General features: G+C 69.3%; 15 protein-coding genes. 8 read left to right on the top strand and 7 right to left on the bottom strand.

The features are described 5' to 3' along the window. Positions 1 to 397 precede the first annotated feature (397 nt). From WT60_RS27455 to WT60_RS27440, 4 genes are all read left to right on the top strand, one after another. Positions 398 to 907, top strand: a complete 510-nt coding sequence (locus WT60_RS27455; protein ID WP_060356545.1) for a sigma-70 family RNA polymerase sigma factor — start codon at positions 398 to 400, stop codon at positions 905 to 907. After that, positions 904 to 1908: a FecR domain-containing protein gene (locus WT60_RS27450; protein WP_060356544.1), complete on the top strand. Its 1005-nt coding sequence runs from the start codon at positions 904 to 906 to the stop codon at positions 1906 to 1908. Before WT60_RS27455 ends, WT60_RS27450 begins: the two co-directional genes overlap by 4 nt. Positions 1909 to 2022: 114 nt before the next feature. Then, the gene (locus WT60_RS27445) at positions 2023 to 4683 is read left to right on the top strand and encodes a TonB-dependent receptor (RefSeq protein ID WP_060356543.1); all 2661 of its coding nucleotides are present in this window, start codon (positions 2023 to 2025) and stop codon (positions 4681 to 4683) included. An 89-nt stretch (positions 4684 to 4772) separates the two neighbouring features. Further along, positions 4773 to 5642 (top strand): hypothetical protein, encoded by an 870-nt coding sequence (locus WT60_RS27440; RefSeq protein ID WP_100185449.1) that lies wholly within the window; start codon positions 4773 to 4775, stop codon positions 5640 to 5642. Positions 5643 to 5792: 150 nt separating this feature from the next. Here WT60_RS27440 and WT60_RS27435 read toward each other — a convergent pair whose 3' ends face one another. Genes WT60_RS27435 through WT60_RS27420 form a run of 4 tightly spaced genes read right to left on the bottom strand, consistent with a single transcriptional unit; the run spans position 5793 to position 10720 of the window. Next, positions 5793 to 6770 carry an ABC transporter permease gene (locus tag WT60_RS27435; protein ID WP_060356542.1) on the bottom strand — a complete coding sequence of 326 codons (978 nt, stop codon included), beginning with the start codon at positions 6768 to 6770 and terminating at the stop codon, positions 5793 to 5795. Then, positions 6763 to 7842, bottom strand: coding sequence for an ABC transporter permease (locus tag WT60_RS27430; RefSeq protein ID WP_038746782.1), 1080 nt, complete (start codon positions 7840 to 7842; stop codon positions 6763 to 6765). Before WT60_RS27430 ends, WT60_RS27435 begins: the two co-directional genes overlap by 8 nt. Beyond that, complete coding sequence (locus tag WT60_RS27425; protein WP_060356541.1) at positions 7839 to 9692, bottom strand: sugar ABC transporter ATP-binding protein; 1854 nt, start codon at positions 9690 to 9692, stop codon at positions 7839 to 7841. Before WT60_RS27425 ends, WT60_RS27430 begins: the two co-directional genes overlap by 4 nt. Beyond that, positions 9689 to 10720 carry a sugar ABC transporter substrate-binding protein gene (locus tag WT60_RS27420; protein WP_052145016.1) on the bottom strand — a complete coding sequence of 344 codons (1032 nt, stop codon included), beginning with the start codon at positions 10718 to 10720 and terminating at the stop codon, positions 9689 to 9691. Before WT60_RS27420 ends, WT60_RS27425 begins: the two co-directional genes overlap by 4 nt. A 72-nt stretch (positions 10721 to 10792) precedes the next feature. On the opposite strand from WT60_RS27420, the gene WT60_RS34795 reads away from it, so the two are divergent. From WT60_RS34795 to WT60_RS27405, 3 genes are all read left to right on the top strand, one after another. Further along, positions 10793 to 11140 (top strand): hypothetical protein, encoded by a 348-nt coding sequence (locus WT60_RS34795; RefSeq protein WP_186448610.1) that lies wholly within the window; start codon positions 10793 to 10795, stop codon positions 11138 to 11140. A 213-nt stretch (positions 11141 to 11353) separates the two neighbouring features. Then, positions 11354 to 12067 (top strand): isoprenylcysteine carboxylmethyltransferase family protein, encoded by a 714-nt coding sequence (locus tag WT60_RS27410; protein WP_059582322.1) that lies wholly within the window; start codon positions 11354 to 11356, stop codon positions 12065 to 12067. Positions 12068 to 12362: 295 nt separating this feature from the next. Further along, positions 12363 to 12686, top strand: coding sequence for a hypothetical protein (locus WT60_RS27405; RefSeq protein ID WP_059582318.1), 324 nt, complete (start codon positions 12363 to 12365; stop codon positions 12684 to 12686). A gap of 87 nt (positions 12687 to 12773) precedes the next feature. Here the strand turns inward: WT60_RS27405 and WT60_RS27400 are convergent, their stop codons facing one another. The 3 genes from WT60_RS27400 to WT60_RS27385 form a co-directional block, all read right to left on the bottom strand. Beyond that, positions 12774 to 14036 carry an acyl-CoA dehydrogenase family protein gene (locus tag WT60_RS27400; RefSeq protein WP_038744860.1) on the bottom strand — a complete coding sequence of 421 codons (1263 nt, stop codon included), beginning with the start codon at positions 14034 to 14036 and terminating at the stop codon, positions 12774 to 12776. Positions 14037 to 14687: 651 nt separating this feature from the next. Beyond that, on the bottom strand, positions 14688 to 16139 hold the full coding sequence (locus tag WT60_RS27390; protein ID WP_060356540.1) for an MFS transporter: 1452 nt from the start codon (positions 16137 to 16139) through the stop codon (positions 14688 to 14690). A 328-nt stretch (positions 16140 to 16467) separates the two neighbouring features. Then, positions 16468 to 16716: a hypothetical protein gene (locus WT60_RS27385; protein WP_060356610.1), complete on the bottom strand. Its 249-nt coding sequence runs from the start codon at positions 16714 to 16716 to the stop codon at positions 16468 to 16470. Positions 16717 to 17215: 499 nt separating this feature from the next. Between WT60_RS27385 and WT60_RS27375 the strand changes: the two genes are divergently transcribed. Beyond that, positions 17216 to 18436, top strand: coding sequence for an ISL3 family transposase (locus tag WT60_RS27375; RefSeq protein ID WP_085740685.1), 1221 nt, complete (start codon positions 17216 to 17218; stop codon positions 18434 to 18436). Positions 18437 to 18731: the final 295 nt, after the last annotated feature.

The following is an 18731-nucleotide window of genomic DNA, read 5'->3' as shown; positions in this document are numbered from 1 at the left end:
GGGCGCGGCGGCCGTCGCGAACGTCGATGCGAGGCTGCGTCGGGCATTCGATCGCATGGCTCATCGGGGGGCCGTCGGCGGGGGCACGCGCTCGCGCGTGCGGCGCCCGTCGCTCGTACGCGTTGGCGTCGGCCCCGTAAATCGCCAGCCTGATGCGACGAGCGAGGCGGCCGTATCGGCGCGACGCGCATCGGGATCGGCCGGCCATCGCGACGAATCAAGCGACGAATCAAGCGACGAATCAAGGATCACGAATGCCCGCCGCCGCCGCCGGAAAGTGGCGGCGGCCCCACAGATCGCGCGGCCATGCTAACTGTCCGATTACAAGCTTGTATATAATAATCATTCTCATTTACAAAACCGCATCCCGGCGCGACGGTCCGGGGGGATCATGCCCATGCCGGCCAACACTCTGCCTTTGCAGCGAGAGATCGCTGCGCTCTACACGGGCCATCGCGGCTGGCTGCACGGCTGGCTGACGAAGAAGCTCGGCTGCGGCGATCGCGCGGCCGATCTCGTTCACGACACGTTCATCCGCCTCCTCGCGCGCGACGAGCCAATCGACGCGGCCGAGCCGCGCGCGTTCCTGACGACGGTCGCGCAGCGCGTGCTGTACAACCACTGGCGGCGCGAGCGGCTCGAGCGCGCGTATCTCGATGCGCTCGCGCAGTTGCCGCAGGAGGTCGTGCCGTCGCCGGAGACGCGCGCGATCCTGTTCGAGACGCTCGTCGAGATCGAGCGGATGCTCGACGGGCTGCCCGCCGCGGTCAGGCGCGCGTTCCTGCTCGCGCAGCTCGACGGGATGACGCATGCGCAGATCGCGGCCGAGCTGCGCGTGTCGCTCGCGACCGTCAAGCGCTACCTCGTGAAGGCGGGCGCGCAGTGCTATTTCGCGATCGCCGCATGAGCGGGGCGCAGCGCTCGTGCGGCTCGCCCGCGGTGCCCGCGCCCGTCGCGCGCCGCGCGGTGCAATGGTGGGTCGAGCTCGGCTCCGGGCATGCGACCGACGCAACGCGCGCGCGCCTGGCGCGCTGGCGCGCGGAAGATCCGGCGCACGACGCCGCGTGGCGCCACATCGAATCCGTCAACGGACGGCTCGGCCGCGTCGCCGACGCGCTGAGCGCGCAGGCCGCCCGGGCCGCGTTGTTGCCGCCGCGCTCGCGCGAGCGGCGCGCGGCGGTCAAGGCGCTCGCGGTGCTGCTGTTCGCGGGCGGCGCCGCATGGATGGCCGATGTCGACGCGCCGTGGCGCGCGTGGGGCGCCGACGTGCGCACGGCGATCGGCGAACGGCGCACGATCACGCTCGCGGACGGCACGACAGTCGTCCTGAACACCGCCAGCGCGATCGACGTCCGCTTCGACGACGCAACCCGCCGCGTGCGCCTGTTGCGTGGCGAGATCATGGTGACGAGCGGCGACGACGCGGCGCGCGCCGTCGCCCGTCCGCTCGTGATCGCGACCGCGCACGGCGACGTGCGGCCGGTCGGCACGCGCTTTTCGGTGCGCGAGCGCGGCGACGCGACGCGCGTCGACGTGTTCGAGGGCGCGGTGCGGATCGCGCCGCTGCGCGCGGCGGGCGACGCGCCATGGGTCACGGCCGGGCACGGCGCGGATTTCACGCGCGACGCGCTCGCCGGGCCGCCGCGCGCGATCGGCGGCGGCGCGGGCGCGTGGGCCGACGGGATTCTCGTCGCGTCGAACCTGCGCCTCGCCGATCTGCTCGCCGAGATCGACCGCTACCGCGCGGGCCGCGTGCGCTGCGACGCGGCGGTCGCGAACCTGCGCGTGTCGGGCACGTATCCGCTCGACGATACCGACCGCATCCTCGACACGTTGCGCGAGACGCTGCCCCTCGACGTCGAATACGTGACCCGCTACTGGGTGACGGTCGTCGCGGCGCGCGAATGAGCGCTTGCGAGCGCTTCGGACAAAAAAATCTCGCCGGGCCTGAGCCGTTTTCGATGTTCGCGTGACATGGGAAGTGAAGGCTGCATTCCACCCATCGTCAACGAGTCATCGATCATGGATTCATTCTGCAATCGCCAATATCGCCAATATCGCCAGGCGCGCGGCGGCGCGTTCGCCGCCCCGGCGCTCGTGCCGGCCGAACCGGCTGAACCCGCTGAACCCGCTGAACCCGCTGAACCCGCTGAACCGGCGGCGCACGCCGCGCGTCCGTCTCGTGCGCATGGCCGCGCGCATGCGGCGCAGCGAAGCGAGCAGCGGCGGAGCGAGGCGCCCGCGCCGCAGTTCGCGCCCCGTCGCATCGTCACGAGCGTCGCCGCCGCCGCGCTGTTCGCGGCGTTCGCCGCGCCCGCCGCATCGAAGGCCGCCGAGCCGGCCGCCGCGATGCGCGCGTACGACATCCCGGCCGGCCCGCTCGACGCCGCGCTGACCCGCTTCGGCCGCGAGGCGGGCATTCTGTTGTCGTTCCCCGGCGAGCTGGCGGCCGGCTTGCAAAGCCCCGGCCTGCACGGCCGCGCCGACACGGCGGCGGCGCTCGACCGGCTGCTGACGGGCACGGGCCTTGTGGCCGTGACGCAGCCGAGCGGCGGCTATACGCTCGTCAAGCTGTCCGCCGCGCCGGCCGCGCCGGGCGCGGGCGCCGCGCTCGCGGCCGACACGACGCTGCCCACCGTCTCGGTGCGCGCGAGCGGCCTGCACGCGGACAGCTACCGGCCGCCGCGCGAGGCCGCGGGCCTGCGCAGCGACGCGCCGCTCGCCGAGGTGCCGCAGGCCGTCAACATCGTGCCGCAGCAGGTGCTGCGCGACCAGCGCCCGCGCAACCTCGACGACGCGCTCGCGAACGTGAGCGGCATCACGCAGGGCAACACGCTCGGCAGCACGCAGGACACGGTGATGAAGCGCGGCTTCGGCGACAACCGCGACGGCTCGGTGATGCGCAACGGAATGCCGATCGTGCAGGGGCGCTCGCTGAACGCGACGACGGACAGCGTCGAAGTGCTGAAGGGGCCGGCGTCGCTGCTGTACGGGATCATGGACCCGGGCGGCGTGATCAACGTCGTCACGAAGCAGCCGCAGCTCGCGCGCTACAACGCGATCTCGGTGCTCGGCTCGACCTACGGGCACGGCAGGAACGGCGGCGAAGTCACGTTCGACTCGACGGGCGCGATCGGCGATTCGCGGCTCGCGTACCGCCTGATCGTCGATCAGACGAACGAACAGTACTGGCGCAACTACGGCGAGCATCGCGAGACGCTCGTCGCGCCGTCGCTCGCGTGGTACGGCCGCGATACGCAGGTGGTGCTGTCGTACGAGTACCGGCGCTTCCTGATGCCGTTCGACCGGGGCACCGCGCTCGATCCGCGCACCGGCGAGCCGCTCGCGATTCCCGCGCGGCGGCGCCTCGACGAGCCGTTCAACGACATGCGCGGCGAATCGAATCTTGCGCAACTAACGGTCGACCATCGGCTCGCGCCCGACTGGAAGGTGCACCTCGGCTACAGCTACAACCGCGAGACCTACGATGCGAACCAGATTCGCATCACGGCGATCGATCCGCTCAAGGGCACGCTCACGCGCAGCAACGACGCGACGCACGGCTCGCGCAGCACCGACAGCTACGGGATCGCGTACGTCGACGGCCGCGTCACGCTCGCCGGGATGCGGCACGACGTGCAGTTCGGCGTCGACAGCGAATACCGGCAGGTCTATCGCGCGGACATGCTGCGCCAGTCGATCAAGACGCCGTTCAGCTATCTGAATCCGACGTACGGGCTGATTCCGCCGTCGACGACCGTCTCGGCGTCCGACAGCGATCAGAGCGACACGCTGCACACCGCGTCGCTGTTCTTTCAGGACAGCGTTCACCTGACCGACAAGTGGATTCTCGTCGGCGGCGCGCGCTTCGTGCGCTACAGCCAGATCGCGGGACGCGGCCGGCCGTTCTGGGTCAACACGAACCTGAGCGGCACGAAGTGGCTGCCGCGCGCGGGCATCGTCTACAAATGGAACGACGCGCTGTCGCTGTACGGCAGCTACACGCAGTCGCTCAAGCCGACCTCGAAGATCGCGCCGATGACGGGCGGCTACGTGATCGACGGCTCGACCGCGCCCGAGGAGGGCGCGTCGTGGGAGCTCGGCGCGAAGCTCGACATGCCGAGCGGCCTGACGGGCACGCTCGCGTTCTTCAACATCGACAAGAAGAACGTGCTCGTGTCGCAGTACAACGACGCGACGAGCCAGACCGACTGGCGCACGTCCGGCCGCGCGCGCTCGCGCGGGATCGAGCTCGACGTGTCGGGGCGGATCGGCGAGCGCTGGAACGTGATCGCGAGCTATGCGTACATCGACGCGAAGACGACCGAAGACCCGCTCTACGCGGGCAACCGGCTGTGGAACGTCGCGCGGCACACGGCCTCGCTCGCGGCCGTCTACGACGTGGGCACGGTGTTCGGCGGCGACGATCTGCGGATCGGCGCGGCGGGGCGCTACGTCGGCGCGCGGCCGGGCGATTCGGCGAACAGCTTCACGCTGCCCGCGTACGCGACCGCCGATGCGTTCGCGACCTACGACACGCGGATCGGCAAGCAGAAGCTGCAGTTCCAGCTCAACGTGAAGAATCTGTTCAACCGGACTTACTACCCGTCGAGCGTGAACCGCTACTTCGTGTCGATCGGCGACGCGCGGCAGGTGTCGCTGCTGACGACGCTGCAGTTCTGAGCGGCGGCGTTTTCCATCGCGGATTTTTTGAATCGATGAAGCGCGCTTCGTGCCGTGCGGCGCACGGCGCGGGCGCGCGGGAGAAACCGATGAAGCAACGATTCGATCGTGTGGCGCAGGCGCGCCGCCGCGTGCTGCGCGGCCTCGGCGGCGCAGTGCTCGCATATGGCCTTGCGGGCGCGGCGACGCCGGTCGTCGCGCAGCCGGCCATGCAACCGGCCACGCAGTTGACCGCGCAACCGGCCACGCAGTTGGTCACGCAGTCAGCCGCGGCCGCGGCGACGCCCGCGTCCGCCGGGCAGCCGCAGCGCGCGCCCGGCGGCTCGCCGAAGCTCGCTGCCGGCAAGCGCGTCGCGATGCTCGTCCAGCTCGGCGGGCCCAATCTGAAGACGGACGAGCGGGCGAAGGCGCATCTGGAATCGCGCGGCTACGCGGTGCGCTTCGTCGACGAAGCGCAGCCCGTCGACGCCGCGGCCGACGCCGATCTCGTGATCGTGTCGTCGAGCGTGTCGAGCAAGCGCGTCGCGCGCGGCTGGCGCACGCTCGCGAAGCCGCTGCTGACGTGGGAGAACGATCTGCTCGACGATTTCGCGATGACGGGCAAGCGCCACGACGTCGATTTCGGCGAGACGGGCAAGGCGCGCTATCTGTGGCTCGTGAATGCGCCGCATCCGATCGCGGCGGGGCTGCCCGCGGGCACGACGAACGTCTACGGCCGGCAGGCGTCGATGAGCTGGGGCAAGCCCGGGCTCGGCGCGAGCATCGTCGCGACCGTCTACGGCGAGCCGGACAAGGCGGCGATCTTCGCCTACGAGAAAGGCGCGACGATGGATTACGAATCGCTCGCGCCCGCGCGGCGCGTGATGTTCTTCCTGAACAACGACACGTTCGGCAATCTGTCGCCGGAGGGCGTCGCGCTGTTCGACGCGGCGATCGACTGGGCGGCGGGCTTGCGCTGAGCGGCGGCTCTGGAGGCGGAGCGCGGCAGCCGACGACTCGGCGTCCGGCAACTCGCCATCCGACGACTCAGCATCCGGCAATTCGGCAACTCGCCGTTCCGCAACTCGCCATCCGGCAACTCGCCATCAGCGGACGTCGCGCCCGCCGCTTCACGCGTGGCCCGCCTCGCGCGCGAGGCGTCCGCGCCCGAATGCAGACCCGAGCACGAGCACCGCGAACACGAGCGCGCCGCTCGCCACCTGCTGCCAGTAGAAATTCCACCCGATCAGGAGCAGCCCGTTCGCGACGAAGCTGACGAGCAGCACGCCGACCAGCGTGCCGACGACGTTCGGCCGGCGCGTCGCGGATAGCGTCGCGCCGATGAACGTCGCGCCGATCGCGTTCAGCAGATACGCGTTGCCCGCTTGCGGCGCGTACGACTTGACCGTCGACGACAACACGAGCCCGGCGGTGCCGTAGATCAGCGCGCTCGCGACGAACGCGCCCGCCGCGAGCGCGCCGACGCGCAGCCCCGAGTAGCGCGCGACGCCCGGTTGCGCGCCGAGCGCGCGTGCCTGCCGGCCGAGCGTCGAATGCTCGAGTGCGAGATGCAGCGCGATCGCGAGCGCGGCGACGATCCACAGCGGCAGCGCGACGCCGAACCAGACGCCGTGCGCGAGCGCGTCGAACGCGGGCGGCGGAGCGGCGCTCAGCAGGTAGATCGGCTGTCCGCCGCCCGTCGCGAGCTGCTGGATCGTCTGGCCGATGAAGAGCGTGCCGAGCGTCGCGAGAAACGGCGCGATCCCGAGCCGCGTGACGAGCAGCGCATTGCCCGCGCCCACCGCGAGCGCCGCGCCGAGGCCCGCGAGCGCGGCGGGTGCGAAGCCCGCGCGATGCGCGAGCGCCGCGACGAACGCGAGGCTCGCGACGTCGATCGCGGTGCCGAGCGACAGATCGATCGCGCCGATCGACAGCGCGAGCGTCATCCCGAGCGCGGCGATCGCGAGGAGGGCGAAGTTGTTGACGAGCACGCGCTCGACGTTCGCGAGCGTCGCGAAGCCGGGCGCCGCGACCGCGAAGAACGCGAGAACGGCGACCAGCGCGCCGACGGCGGCGAAGCGTTGCAGGCGATCGAATGCGTCATGCATCGAAGGGACCCTCCGACTGGCGCCGGCGCAGCAGCGCGACGGCCGCGACGACGAAGAGAATCAGCGCGCCCTCGACGCCGCTCACCCAATAGCTCGACACGTTGTTCAACTGAAAGCCGTTCGCGAGCACGCCGACGAACAGGACGGCGACGAGCGTGCCGGGGATCGTCGGCACGAGCCGCCGCGAGAACGCCACGCCGAGCAGCACCGCGGCGACGACGGGCAGCAGGTAGTCGCCCGCGCCGGGCGCGCTGCCGCTCAGGAGCGCCGACGACGCGAGCGCGGCGAGCGCGGCGGACAGGCCGCTTGCGAGATAGCTCGACGCGACGTGGCGGCGCGCGTCGACGCCCGCGGCGAGCGCCGCCGCGCGATGCGCGCCGACCGCGTGCAGCCGCAGCCCGTAGCGGGTTCGGTGAACGAGCACGCCGAGCGCGGCCGCGACGCCGACGAGCGCGTAAGCCAGCCACGCCGCGCCGAACGGGCCCGCGCCGACGAGCGCGCCGAGCAGCGGGCTCGCCGACGGCACCGGCGTGTTCTCGGTCAGCACGAGCTCGAGGCCCGCGCAGACGTTCATCGTCGTCAGCGTCGCGAGGAGCGGCAGGATTCGCAGCCACGCGACCGCCCACGCGTTCACCGCGCCGACCGCGACGCCCGTCGCGCAGGTCGCGGCGATCGCGAACGCGTCGCCGTGCCCGTCGCGCGTGAGGACCGCGAACACCGCCGCGCACAGGCCGAGATTGGCCGCGATCGACAGGTCGAGCCCGCCTTTGACCGCGTCCGCGCCGCCGCCGATCATCACGATCGTCAGGCCGAACGCGAGCAGGCCGGTGACGGCGCTTTGCTGCAGCACGTTGCCGAGGTTCGCGAATGTCAGGAAGAGCGGCGAGCCGATCGAAAAGCCCGCGAATACGAAAGCGAGCGCAAGCCATGCGCCGCCGCGAAGGAGGGCGCGGCGGTCGAGCGCATGGCCGAGGGCGCGGCCGCGCGCGTGCGGGCGTTGCGCGGCCGCCGCGTCATTCGCGCGCCGCGTCGTCGTGGCCGGGCGGCCGAGATCGAATGCGCCGCGGCTCATGCCGCCGCCTCCGCGGCGGGCGGCGCCGGCTTCTCGTCGCGCGACGCGTCGGCGGCGGCCGCCGCATCGTGCGCGCCGGCATCGCCTTGCCGCGGCTCGCGCGCGAGCGTCGCCCACGCGAGCACGTCCTGCGTCGTCGTTTGCGCGGACGCGCGCGCCGCGACGATCTCGCCGCGCGCCATCACGTACACGCGATCGGTCACGTCGAGCAGCTCGGTCAGGTCGCTCGAAAACAGCAGCACGGCGGCGCCCGAGCGCGCGAGCTCGTCGATCAGCCGGTAGATCTGGGCCTTTGCGCCGACGTCGACGCCGACCGTCGGCTCGTCGAGCAGATAGACCGACGACGCGCGCCCGAGCCACTTCGCGAGCGCGACCTTCTGCTGGTTGCCGCCCGACAGGAAGCGCACCGGCCAGTCGGCGCGCGCGGGGCGGATGTCGAGCCGGCGGATCAGCGCGTCGGCGGCGTCGGCTTCGCGGCGGCCGCGCACGAAGCCGAAGCGCGACACGCGCGGCAGGCTCGCGAGCACGACGTTCTCGCGCACCGACAACGCGAGCGCGACGCCGTGCGCGACGCGGTTCTCCGGCACCAGCGCGATGCCGTGCGCGACCGCGTCGCGCGGCCGGCGCACGCGCACGGGACGGCCGTCGAGCGCGACGCCGCCGCGCACGCCGCGCGCGAGGCCGAAGAGCGCGCGGATCACGTCCTTGCCGCCCGAGCCGAGCACGCCCGTCAGGCCGACGACCTCGCCGCGCCGCACCGCAAACGACAGCGGGCCGAAGCGGCCGGGCAGCGCGAGGTCGCGCACGTCGAGCGCGACCTCGCCCGGCGTGCGCGGCGCGGCCCGCTCGCGGCGCGGCGTCGCGCCGCGAGCGGCGGCATCGGCGGCATCGGCGGCATCGGCGGCATCGGCGGCATCGGCGGCATCGGCAGCATCGGCAGCATCGGCAGCATCGGTGACATCGGTAGCATCGCCGTCGGCGTTTTGCGGCGCGCCGATCATCGCGGCGACGAGCGCATCGCGCGACGCGTCGCGCGCGTCGAGATGCGCGACGTCGACGCCGTCGCGCAGCACGGTCACCCGATCGCACACGCGCGCGATCTCGTTCAGGTAATGCGACACGTAGAGGATCGTGTGGCCGCCGGCGCGCAGCCGCTCGATCGTCTGCAGCAGCCGGTCGACCTCGCTCGACACGAGCGCGGCGGTCGGCTCGTCGAACACGAGGATCTCGTGGCGTCCGATCAGCGCGCTCGTGATCTGCACGATCTGCTGCTCCGCGACGGAGAGCTCGCCGATCAGGCGATCGGGCGGCAGATCGACGCCGAACTGCTCGTGCAGCACCGCGCGGCAGTCGCGCCGCATCCGGCCGACGTCGAGCGGCAGCAGGCGGGCGAGCCGCGACGCGCCGCCGAGCGTCGGCGGGCGCGGGAAGAACAGCGCCTCGGCGACCGTAAACGTCGCGGGCAGCAGGCGTTCCTGATGGATGAAGCCGATGCGGGCGGGCCGCTCGCGAGCGGAGCCGGCCGCCGCGGCGGAGAGCGTCGCCAGCGGCGCGCCGCCGACCGCGATCTCGCCTTCGTCCGGCGCGTGGAGACCCGCGAGCATCTTGATGAGCGTCGATTTGCCCGCGCCGTTCTGGCCGATCAGCCCGTGCACGGTGCCGCGCGTCACCGCGAGCGACGCGCCGCGCAGCGCGGCGACGCCGTTGAAGCGCTTGACGACGCGCCGCACGTCGAGCGCGAGCGGCGCGCCGGCGTCCCTCTTCGCGCGTGCGGCGCCCGCGTCGGCCGTGGCTGTCGACGCGGTGGATACAGCGGATACGGCGGATACGTCGGGAAGCGCCGCCGTCATCGCCGCGCGACCTCGGCGTCGGCGGACGCCTGCCCGAGCGTGCGCGGCGCGCCGCCCGCGTTGTCCTTGGTGACGAGCACCGACGGCACGAACGTATACGCCGGCAGCGACCGGTCGCCCGCCAGATAGCGCGCGACGTTGCGCACGGCGGTTCGCCCGATCAACGCCGGCTGCTGCGCGACGACGGCCGCCGCGCTCGATTTCGGATTCTTCACGAGCGCGACCGCCTCGGGGCTGCCGTCCACGGCGTACGTGCGGATCTCGCCGCGGCCGGCCGCGTCGACGGCCTGCGTCGCGCCGACCTGCGGGATGTCCCACGCGGCCCAGATCGCCGCGATCGAGCCCTTCGGATACTTCTGCAGCAACTGGCTGATCTGCGCATACGCGTTCTGCGCGGTGTTCGGGATCACGTCGCGCAGTTCGGGCTCGATGATCTTCACCTTCGGATACCACTTCAGCACGGCCTTCAGCTGGTCGTAACGGATCGCGCAGACGGGCACGCCGTAGAAGCCGTTGAAGACGAGGATGTTGCCTTCGCCGCGAATGTCGTTGACGAGCTTGAGCGCGAGCTGCGAACCGATCACGAAGTTATCCGATGTGACGACGTTCAGGCTCGATGGCGACGCGGTGTCGATCGTGAAGAGCGGTATGCCCGCCTGCCGGATCTTCTTGAGCCACGGTTCGAGCACGGACGCGGTGCCGAGCTGCTCGATGATCGCGTCGGGCTTCTGCGCGATCAGCGTCTGGATCTGCGCGATCTGGCGGCTGTCGTTGCGGCCGGCGTCGAGCGCGATCGGTGTGCCGCCGAGGCGCTTCACTTCGTCGACGGCGCCCTGGTACGCCTGCAAGTCCCAGTAATGATCGGTGCCGGCTACCGTGATGCCGATCCGCTTGCCGGCGAGCGGCGGCGCGCGATCGGGCTGCTCGGGCGCAGCGGCGCGAACGGAAGCGGCGGCCAGACCGAGCGCGAGCGCGGCGGCGAACAGCGTGGACAGCAGGCGGGCGAGCGGCGGGAGCGGGCGTGACATGGTGCGTGAGCGTTCGGTGCGGGCGTTGAGACGAACGAACGATTCTGTGCAACGGCGGCGGCGAAGGGAACGATGGATTCGTGCTTTGGTTATGGGATTGCGGCAAATGCGCGGGCCGCACAAGCAAAGATGCGGAGCGGGAATCGACGCGGACGGCGAACCCGCGACAAAGCGGACGCTTTCGGCGCTAGGCTCTCGGCGTTAACCCTCGACCGTCATCCGGATTTTGTCAGGGTAATGAAAACCGATGCCGGAGCAATGCTGAATGAATTGTCCGGCGATCCGATAAATCAAAATGGAATGAATGAAAGCGAATGGGAAAATGGCGTCGCGCGAATAAGATCCGATGAAAGGAAGCCGCCGAAGCCTTGGCCGGAGCGGCGCGGAACAGGCGCGCTCGCTTCTGGAAAACCCGAGTGAGCGGCGTGAGCGTGGCGCTTTTTGGCAAGAGAATCATGCGCTCGGATTCTTCGGTTCATTCGCAAACGATTGTATTTGATCGAATCGGGAAAACCATCGATTTATTATCGAAGGACTTAACCTAATTTTTAGATTCGGCATGCCGGCGTGCGCGAGCCGCGTGATAAGCTCGATCGACAGAAAACAATGAGGCGACGAAACGGGGGGCTCGCGATGGAACACGATATCCGGCCACTGAGGGCCACCAAGCGGCACGGCGCGGCGGCCGTGCTTGCGGCGGCTGCGCGCCCGGGCGCCGCGCACGGCGCCGAGGGTTTCGCCGGCATCCTGATCGAAGTGTTCGCGCGCGTCGCCGCGGCGCTCGCGCTAGGAATTTTCGCGTATGCGGCGTACATGCAATGGCGGCTCGATCCGTCGCGGATCACGCTGATCCTGCTCGCGGTCTCGACGACGCTGACGGTCGGCTTGTCGCTGTTCGCCGAGCCGCCGAAACAGCGGGACTGGAGCCCGGTCGCGCTGTTCTTTTCGCTCGGCGGCACGTTCTACTATCTCGTCTTCCAGTTGAGCGCGAGCCACCAGTTGATCCCGGAGACGATCGGCGCGGCGATCCAGCTGTTCGGCCTGTTCTGGCAACTGTTCGCGAAGGCGTCGCTGAGAAAATCGTTCGGCATCCTGCCCGCGAACCGCGGCGTCGTGTCGCGCGGCGCATACCGGTTCGTTCGGCACCCGATGTATCTCGGGTACCTGATCATCGATACGGGCTTCCTGTTGACGAACTTCAGCGTGCGCAACCTGATCGCGGTCGCGCTGCAGATCGGCTTGCAGGTCGGCCGAATCCATCGCGAGGAGCGGGTCCTGTCGGAGGACGCCGCGTATCGCGCTTACCGGCGTTCGGTCCGCTATCGGGTGATCCCGGGCATCTTCTGATGCGCGCAGGCGCGCATCGGCCGGCCCGATCGCGCCGATCGCGCCGATCGACATCGCGCGGTTTCATCTTTTCGCCGGCCGCGCGCCGGGCCGGCGCTCGCTATCCGAATCGAAACGCCGCGCCCGCGCGTTGCCGGTTCGCGCGCGACGCGTTCGGACACCTACCAGAAATGCTAGGTTCGCGCCGCGGGCGATGTGACCTAGTATTCGTACTGGCTTCACGGACTGGCGGGGCGCGCTCCGGCGGGCCGGCGCCGCCAGCCGCCATGACCTGGCCCGCCTCGGGAGATGCGACATGGCTTACAAGAATCTCGTCAATCAAAGTGGATTGCCGCTCAGCATCGAACTGGTGACCCGTCAGGGCTCCGATCCCAGCCAATCCGGCGCGACGATCACCGTATCGCTGGCTGCCAACGGAAAGCAGACGGTCGAATACGGCAACAGTCAGAATCCGTACCTGAACGGGCTCGTCATCACGTCGGCGGCGAACGGCGCGTTCTCGAACGGCGCGCAGATCGTGACGGCGCGCGGCAGCACCTGGGACAACGTGCTGAACACCAACAACACGCTGACGTTCAGCGGGTCGGGTGGGCTGAACGTCGTCGGCTCCAATACGTGACGGCGCGGCACTAGCGATCGGCCCGCCTGGCGCCGCACGGGCGCCGGGCGGGCATGCGCGGCGCGCACGCCGCAGCGCCTGCGCGCGTCACGCCGCCTTTTCCTTTTCTTCTTCTCGCTTGCCGGCCCCCGCGCCGATCTGCCATACGTACGGCGGCTCGGTTCCGTTGACGGCACGGTCCCCGACGATCCGCGCCTTGTAGACGAGCGGATTGTGCGACGCGACCGTGCGCGCGTTGCGCCAATGACGATCGAGCGCCTTCGCCGCGCTGATCGCCGACGCGCCGAGCGCGTCGAACAGATGCGTCGCCGCGCGCAGCACCAGCTCCGACACGACCAGTTGCCCTTGCGCCGATTCGATCTCGGCCGCTACGTTCGCATCGTGCTCGGCGGCGGCGTCGCCGCCGAAGCGGGCCTCGTATGCGCGTTGCGACGGCTGCGCGGCGCGCAGCGCGACCGCCTCGGCCGCGTACGCCCACGCGGAGATCTCGCCGACGACCTGCAGGATCTGCGCATCGTCGCTCACGCGCGGCGCGTTGCCGTGGCTGTAGATCCGCTTGCGTTCGCGCACGAGCGCGCTCGCGTCGCGCTCGACCGCGCGGCCGATGCCCGCGAGCGTGGCGAGATGGAACAGCTGATAGAACGCGGTCTGATACTTGAAGCGCCGCGCGAAGTCGGTCACGTGCGCTTCGTCGACGTGCGCGTCGACGAAGCGCGTCGTGCCGCTGCCCGTCGTCGCCTGGCCGAAGCCGTCCCAGTCGTCGTCGCGGATCACGCCGGCCTGATGCGTGGCGACCGCGGCGATCACCGGGCTGCCGTCGTCGGCGCGCTGCGCGTAGACGTCGATCCAGTCGGCGAAGATCGTCCCGGTGCTGTAGTACTTCGCGCCGTTGACGACCCAGCGGCCGTCGCGTTTCGACACCCGCGTCTTCACTTCGCCGAGCGCGACGTCGCCGACCTCGGTCCACGCGTTGCCGACGAGCTGGCCGCTCGCGAAGCGGTCGAACCATGCCTGCGGCGCGGGGCCGGGCGGCGCATTCAGCGCGTCCTCGACGAACGCGAAGTGGCCGCGCAGCGCCTGCGGCAGATTCGAGTCGGCGGCGGCGAGCTCGATCAGCAAGCGAAAGAGCTGCGGAATCGACGCGCCGGCGCCGCCCGCCTGCACGGGCACGCGCACCGCGCCGAATCCGGCTTCCTTCAGCCAGCGAATCGGCTCGTGCGGCAGCGTGCGCGTGCGGTCGCGCTCGATCGCGCCTGCGGCGATGCGCGCGAAGATCGGGCGGAAGCGGGCCGCGAGCGTTTCGTAGTCGGTGCCGGTCGAGAGCGGATGATCGGGAAGTGTCTGGGGCATGGCTGGGTCCTCGGGTGAATGATCGAAAAGGAGATTCGACGGCCGCGGGGCGGCTTGCGTGTTGTGCGTCGCCCGGGCGAGAAATCGGGCGCGGCGGGGCGGCATCGGGCGGTTCGGCGATCCGGCTTTCGCGCATCCGGGCGTTGCCGTCGTTGAGGGCGCAGACGCGCGGACGATCGACGGCGAATGCACATGCATCGTTCTCCGTAAGGCGCTTGCCGTATGCGGCGCGTCGCGATGTGTCGCGATGCGCCGCACGAATCGCGTATCGCGTATCGCAGATGACGCCGCCGAAATGCCGGATGCGGCGGTAAGCGACGCTCGACCCATGCGGATCGCGCGACGTCGTGGCGGCATCGCGAAGAAGTCGGGACCGCCACGGCAGCCGCCACGGATGTCGCGAACACATCGCGGTGCCGTCGCGCCGAACGTCGAACGCCGAACGCCGAACGTCGAACGTCGAACGCCGAACGCCGAACGCCGAACGTCGAACGCCGAACGCCGAACGCCGAACGTCGAACGTCGAACGTCGAACGTCGAACGTCGAACGTCGAACGTCGACCACCGACCACCGACCACCGACCACCGACCACCGACCACCGAACACCGAACACCGAACACCGAACACCGAACACCGCGCGGCGACATCGCCTATGCCGCTTCGCGCGCGATCTCGCGATCGTCTTCGACATCGATATCGACGTCGCGCGCGGTCGGTTCGAAGCGAATCGCGGCCAGAAACACGATCGGCACGAACGCCGCGATCGACACGATCCAGAACATCCCGGTGCCGAGGCGCGCGTTGAGAATCGGCAGCACGAAGAGCGCGAACGCGCTGCCGATGCCGGTCAGCGAGCGCCCGAAGCCGAGCCCCGTGCCGCGAATCGACGTCGGATACGACAACGCCGGATAGATCATCATCTGCGCGCCGGGGCCGAAGCCTTCGGCGAAGAGCCACAGCCCGAGCATCAGCACCGCGACGCCGATCCCGAGCGCGGTCTGCGGATGGCCGAGCAGCGCGAGCGCGACGAGCGCGACGACTTGCAGCGCGAAGCCGGCGATCGCGACGCGCCGCGACGGCTGTCGGTACGCGAGCCGCATCCCGAGCAGCCCGCCTGTCAGCGCGAACAGCACGTTGAGCGCGAGCGTCGCGGCGATCGTCTCGAACACGCCCGCGCCGAGGAACTGCGACAGGATCGTCGGCAGGAAGAACGCGATCGCCGTGTATTCGAACGGAATGCACAGATTCATCGCGCTCGCGACGAGCGTGCGCGGCAGATACGGCTGCCTGAACAGCTCGCGGAAGCTGACGCGCGGCTGCGTCGGCGCGGGGCGCGCGTCGTCGTCGGCCGCATGCGCGCGGATTCCGTACGATTCGCGCAGGATGCGCGCGGCGTCGCTCAGCTTGCCCTGATTCGCGGCCCACAGCGGCGATTCGTTCATGTAGCGGCTGCGCACCATGATGATGACGAGCGCCGGCACCGCGCCGAAGATCAGCGACGCGCGCCACAGCCAGCCCGCGTGCTCGGCGGGCAGCAGGAAATACAGCCCGAACACGATCAGGAAGCATACGGACGACGCCGCGTACCACATCGGGCACCACGCGGCGAGCCGCGACGCCTTGTTGCCGCGCCCGCTGAACTTCGAGAACTCGGAGAGGAACGCCATCGCGACCGGCAGATCGATGCCGACGCCGAGCCCCATCACGAAGCGCGCGGCGATCAGCACCCACACGTTCGGCGCGAGCCCGGCGGCGATCGCCGCGAAGACGAAGAACAGCATGTCGGCCATGAACACCTGATAGCGGCCGATCTTGTCGGTGAACCAGCCGCCGATCAGGCTGCCGAGAATCGTGCCGATCATGATCGATGAGCTGACGAGCCCGCTCAGCGCGGGCGTCAGCGCGAATTCGCGAGTCACGTCCTGGATGCCGTACGACAGCGTCGTCAGATCGTACGCGTCGAGGAACACGCCGCCGAGCGCGAGCAGGACGATCACGCGCGCATGGCCGGAGCGCGAGCCCGACGAGTTGATGAGGCGCGAGACGTCGCTCGCGGAACGGATCGGCGTCGAGATCGGCGCGTCGAGATCGAGTGTGCTCAAGGGATGCTCTTCGGTCGGGGCGGTTCGGACGGGAAGTCGCAGTTATACGAAGCAGGCCCGCAAAACACAAAGAAGCAGTTTGCGATTCGTTATGAAGCGCAAGGCGATAAGCAATCGACGCGGCCGGGCGGCAAGCGAGGGGGAGCGGGAAAGCGGCCGTGGTTCGAGGCCGGAGATCGGGGAGAAGCCGCGCGCGGGCGGTTCGCGCGGCGCGACGTCGGATGGGCGCGCGGCGCGGCGGTCGGCCAGCGCATCGCTTCGTGCATCGGCTCGCGACGGCGTGCGGCGACGCGCCGTGCGGTGCGGTACGCCGCACGCGCCAGGCGGTTCAGCGCTGCAACCGCGGAAAGATGCACGGATGCATCTTCACGTACAGGGTTTGATTGACGCACGGGCCTCCGGCGTAGTCGACGACCTCGTTCGCCGGGCGTCGCGATTCGCGTTTCACGCCGCCGTCGTCGCCGGGCTTCGACGATGCGACGGATGGCCCCGCTTCGCCGGACCGGAGATCCTGGCGAAGCGGGGCGCAGGCTGCCAGCGCGATGCCGAACGCGACTGCGATGATCGGCGCTTTCATGATGTTCCTCTTGTCGTATGTCGTTCGATTCGAATTCGGCGCTCGCTGCGAGGCGATCGCGTCGGCGCCGGTTCGGGCCGCCGGGTGCGCGAATCGCCGGATGCGGAGCGCGTCGTTCGATGTGCTCACATGTTGCGCGGGCGACGCTGCGCGGACGTGATCCGAACATGACAAAGTTGTCGGCGAAGCGAGGCTAGACGCGTTCGACGTGAGCGATGCGGATGCATCGGAGAACCAAGCAAAGCGCTTTCGGCGAAGGCCCGGCGAACGCGACGCCGGGCCTTCGCCGAAGACGCAAGCGCAAACGCAAGTGAACATGAAAGCGAAAGCGCCGCCGATCGCTTCGCGTCGCCGCCGATCGACACGCGCGGCGCGCATCCGCAAGCCGCGCCCTTGCCACGTATGCGCGCAAAAAAATGGTTCATCGCAGGAAACCGTGGAGGGTTTTCGAGCGATTGCATAATCTGACACCTGATTTTAAGGATGTCGGAGGAAGCAATTGCTCGATCGAAAGGCACTTCAGGCACTGGGCTGCTGGACAGGTTATCGGCTGGAACGTGTGGAATGGCCACAAGGAGAAGAGCGCACGCTATCGCTGTATCTGAAGCCGGTCAGCAAGGTCATGTACTGCGAGCAATGCGGTGCACGCTGCCAGCAGATCCACGAGACGACGGTTCGTCGAGTGCGCGATTTGCCGCTGTTCGAATACCGGGTGGTGCTGCACGTTCCCCGTCGCCGGGTCTGGTGCGAACACTGCGGCGGCCCGCGACTGGAGAAGCTGGCGTGGCTGGGCCGCTACCAGCGAGTGACGGAGCGGTTCGCCAAAGCCTGCGAGAAGCTGCTGCAGGCCGCCAGCGTGCAGGCGGTAGCGGCCTTTTACGATTTGGGCTGGCACACGGTCAAATCGATCGACAAGATGCGCTTGCGAGCGCGTGTGGCCGAGCCGGACTGGTCGGCGATCCGCTATCTGGCGATGGACGAGTTCGCGCTTCATAAGGGCCATCGCTACGCCACGGTGGTGGTTGATCCGATCGGCCGGCAGGTGCTCTGGGTCGGGCCCGGACGTTCACGCGAAACGGCGCGAGCCTTCTTCGAACAACTCCCTGAAGGCGTGGCCGAGCGCATCGAAGCGGTCGCCATCGACATGACCACGGCCTATGAACTGGAGATCAAGGAACAGTGCCCGCAGGCGGAAATCGTCTTCGACCTGTACCACGTCGTGGCCAAGTACGGGCGCGAGGTGATCGATCGGGTACGGGTGGATCAGGCCAATCAACTCCGGCATGACAAGCCGGCGCGGAAGGTCCTGAAGTCCAGTCGCTGGCTGCTACTGCGCAACCGTCATAACCTGAAGCCAGAACAGGCCGTGCATCTGAAGGAGCTGCTGGCCGCCAATCAGTCGCTGTTATGCGTCTATGTGCTGCGCGACGAACTCAAACGGCTCTGGTTCTACCGCAAGCCAGCCTGGGCGGAAAAGGCCTGGGGGCAATGGATCGAACAGGCTCAGCAAAGCGGGATCGCCGCCTTGCAAAAGTTCGCCGAGCGCTTGCAGAGTTACTGGCACGGAATCGTGGCCCGCTGCCGCCATCCGCTCAATACCAGCATCGTTGAAGGCATCAACAATACGATCAAGGTCATCAAGCGCAGGGCCTACGGGTACCGTGACGAGGAGTACTTCTTCCTCAAGATCCGCGCCGCGTTCCCCGGAATTCCGCGATGAACCAAAAAAATGCCGGACAGGGGGAGACTGTCCGGCATAAGTGCGACGGCACCTGCTGGTGCCAATGCGCCTCGCGTGCTCGAGGGGGGGAACCAAGCACCTCGGTCCAATCTCGTCTGATCGGCGATCTTGGAATACAGATGCTAAAGGATCGACACAGCGCCACGCTGACGCGAACGTGAAATTTTCGTCATGCGCGCGCGTCGCGCACGCTTGATTCCGAGCACGGCGCGGATGACGAATTTGTCATCGCGCGCTCATGGCCGCGTACCGTTCGGCGTTCAAAGTGGAGGCT

The sequence above is a fragment of the Burkholderia sp. MSMB617WGS genome (assembly GCF_001532025.2).
Classification (GTDB): Bacteria; Pseudomonadota; Gammaproteobacteria; order Burkholderiales; family Burkholderiaceae; genus Burkholderia; species Burkholderia savannae.
This window is presented reverse-complemented; position numbering and strand designations above follow the sequence as displayed.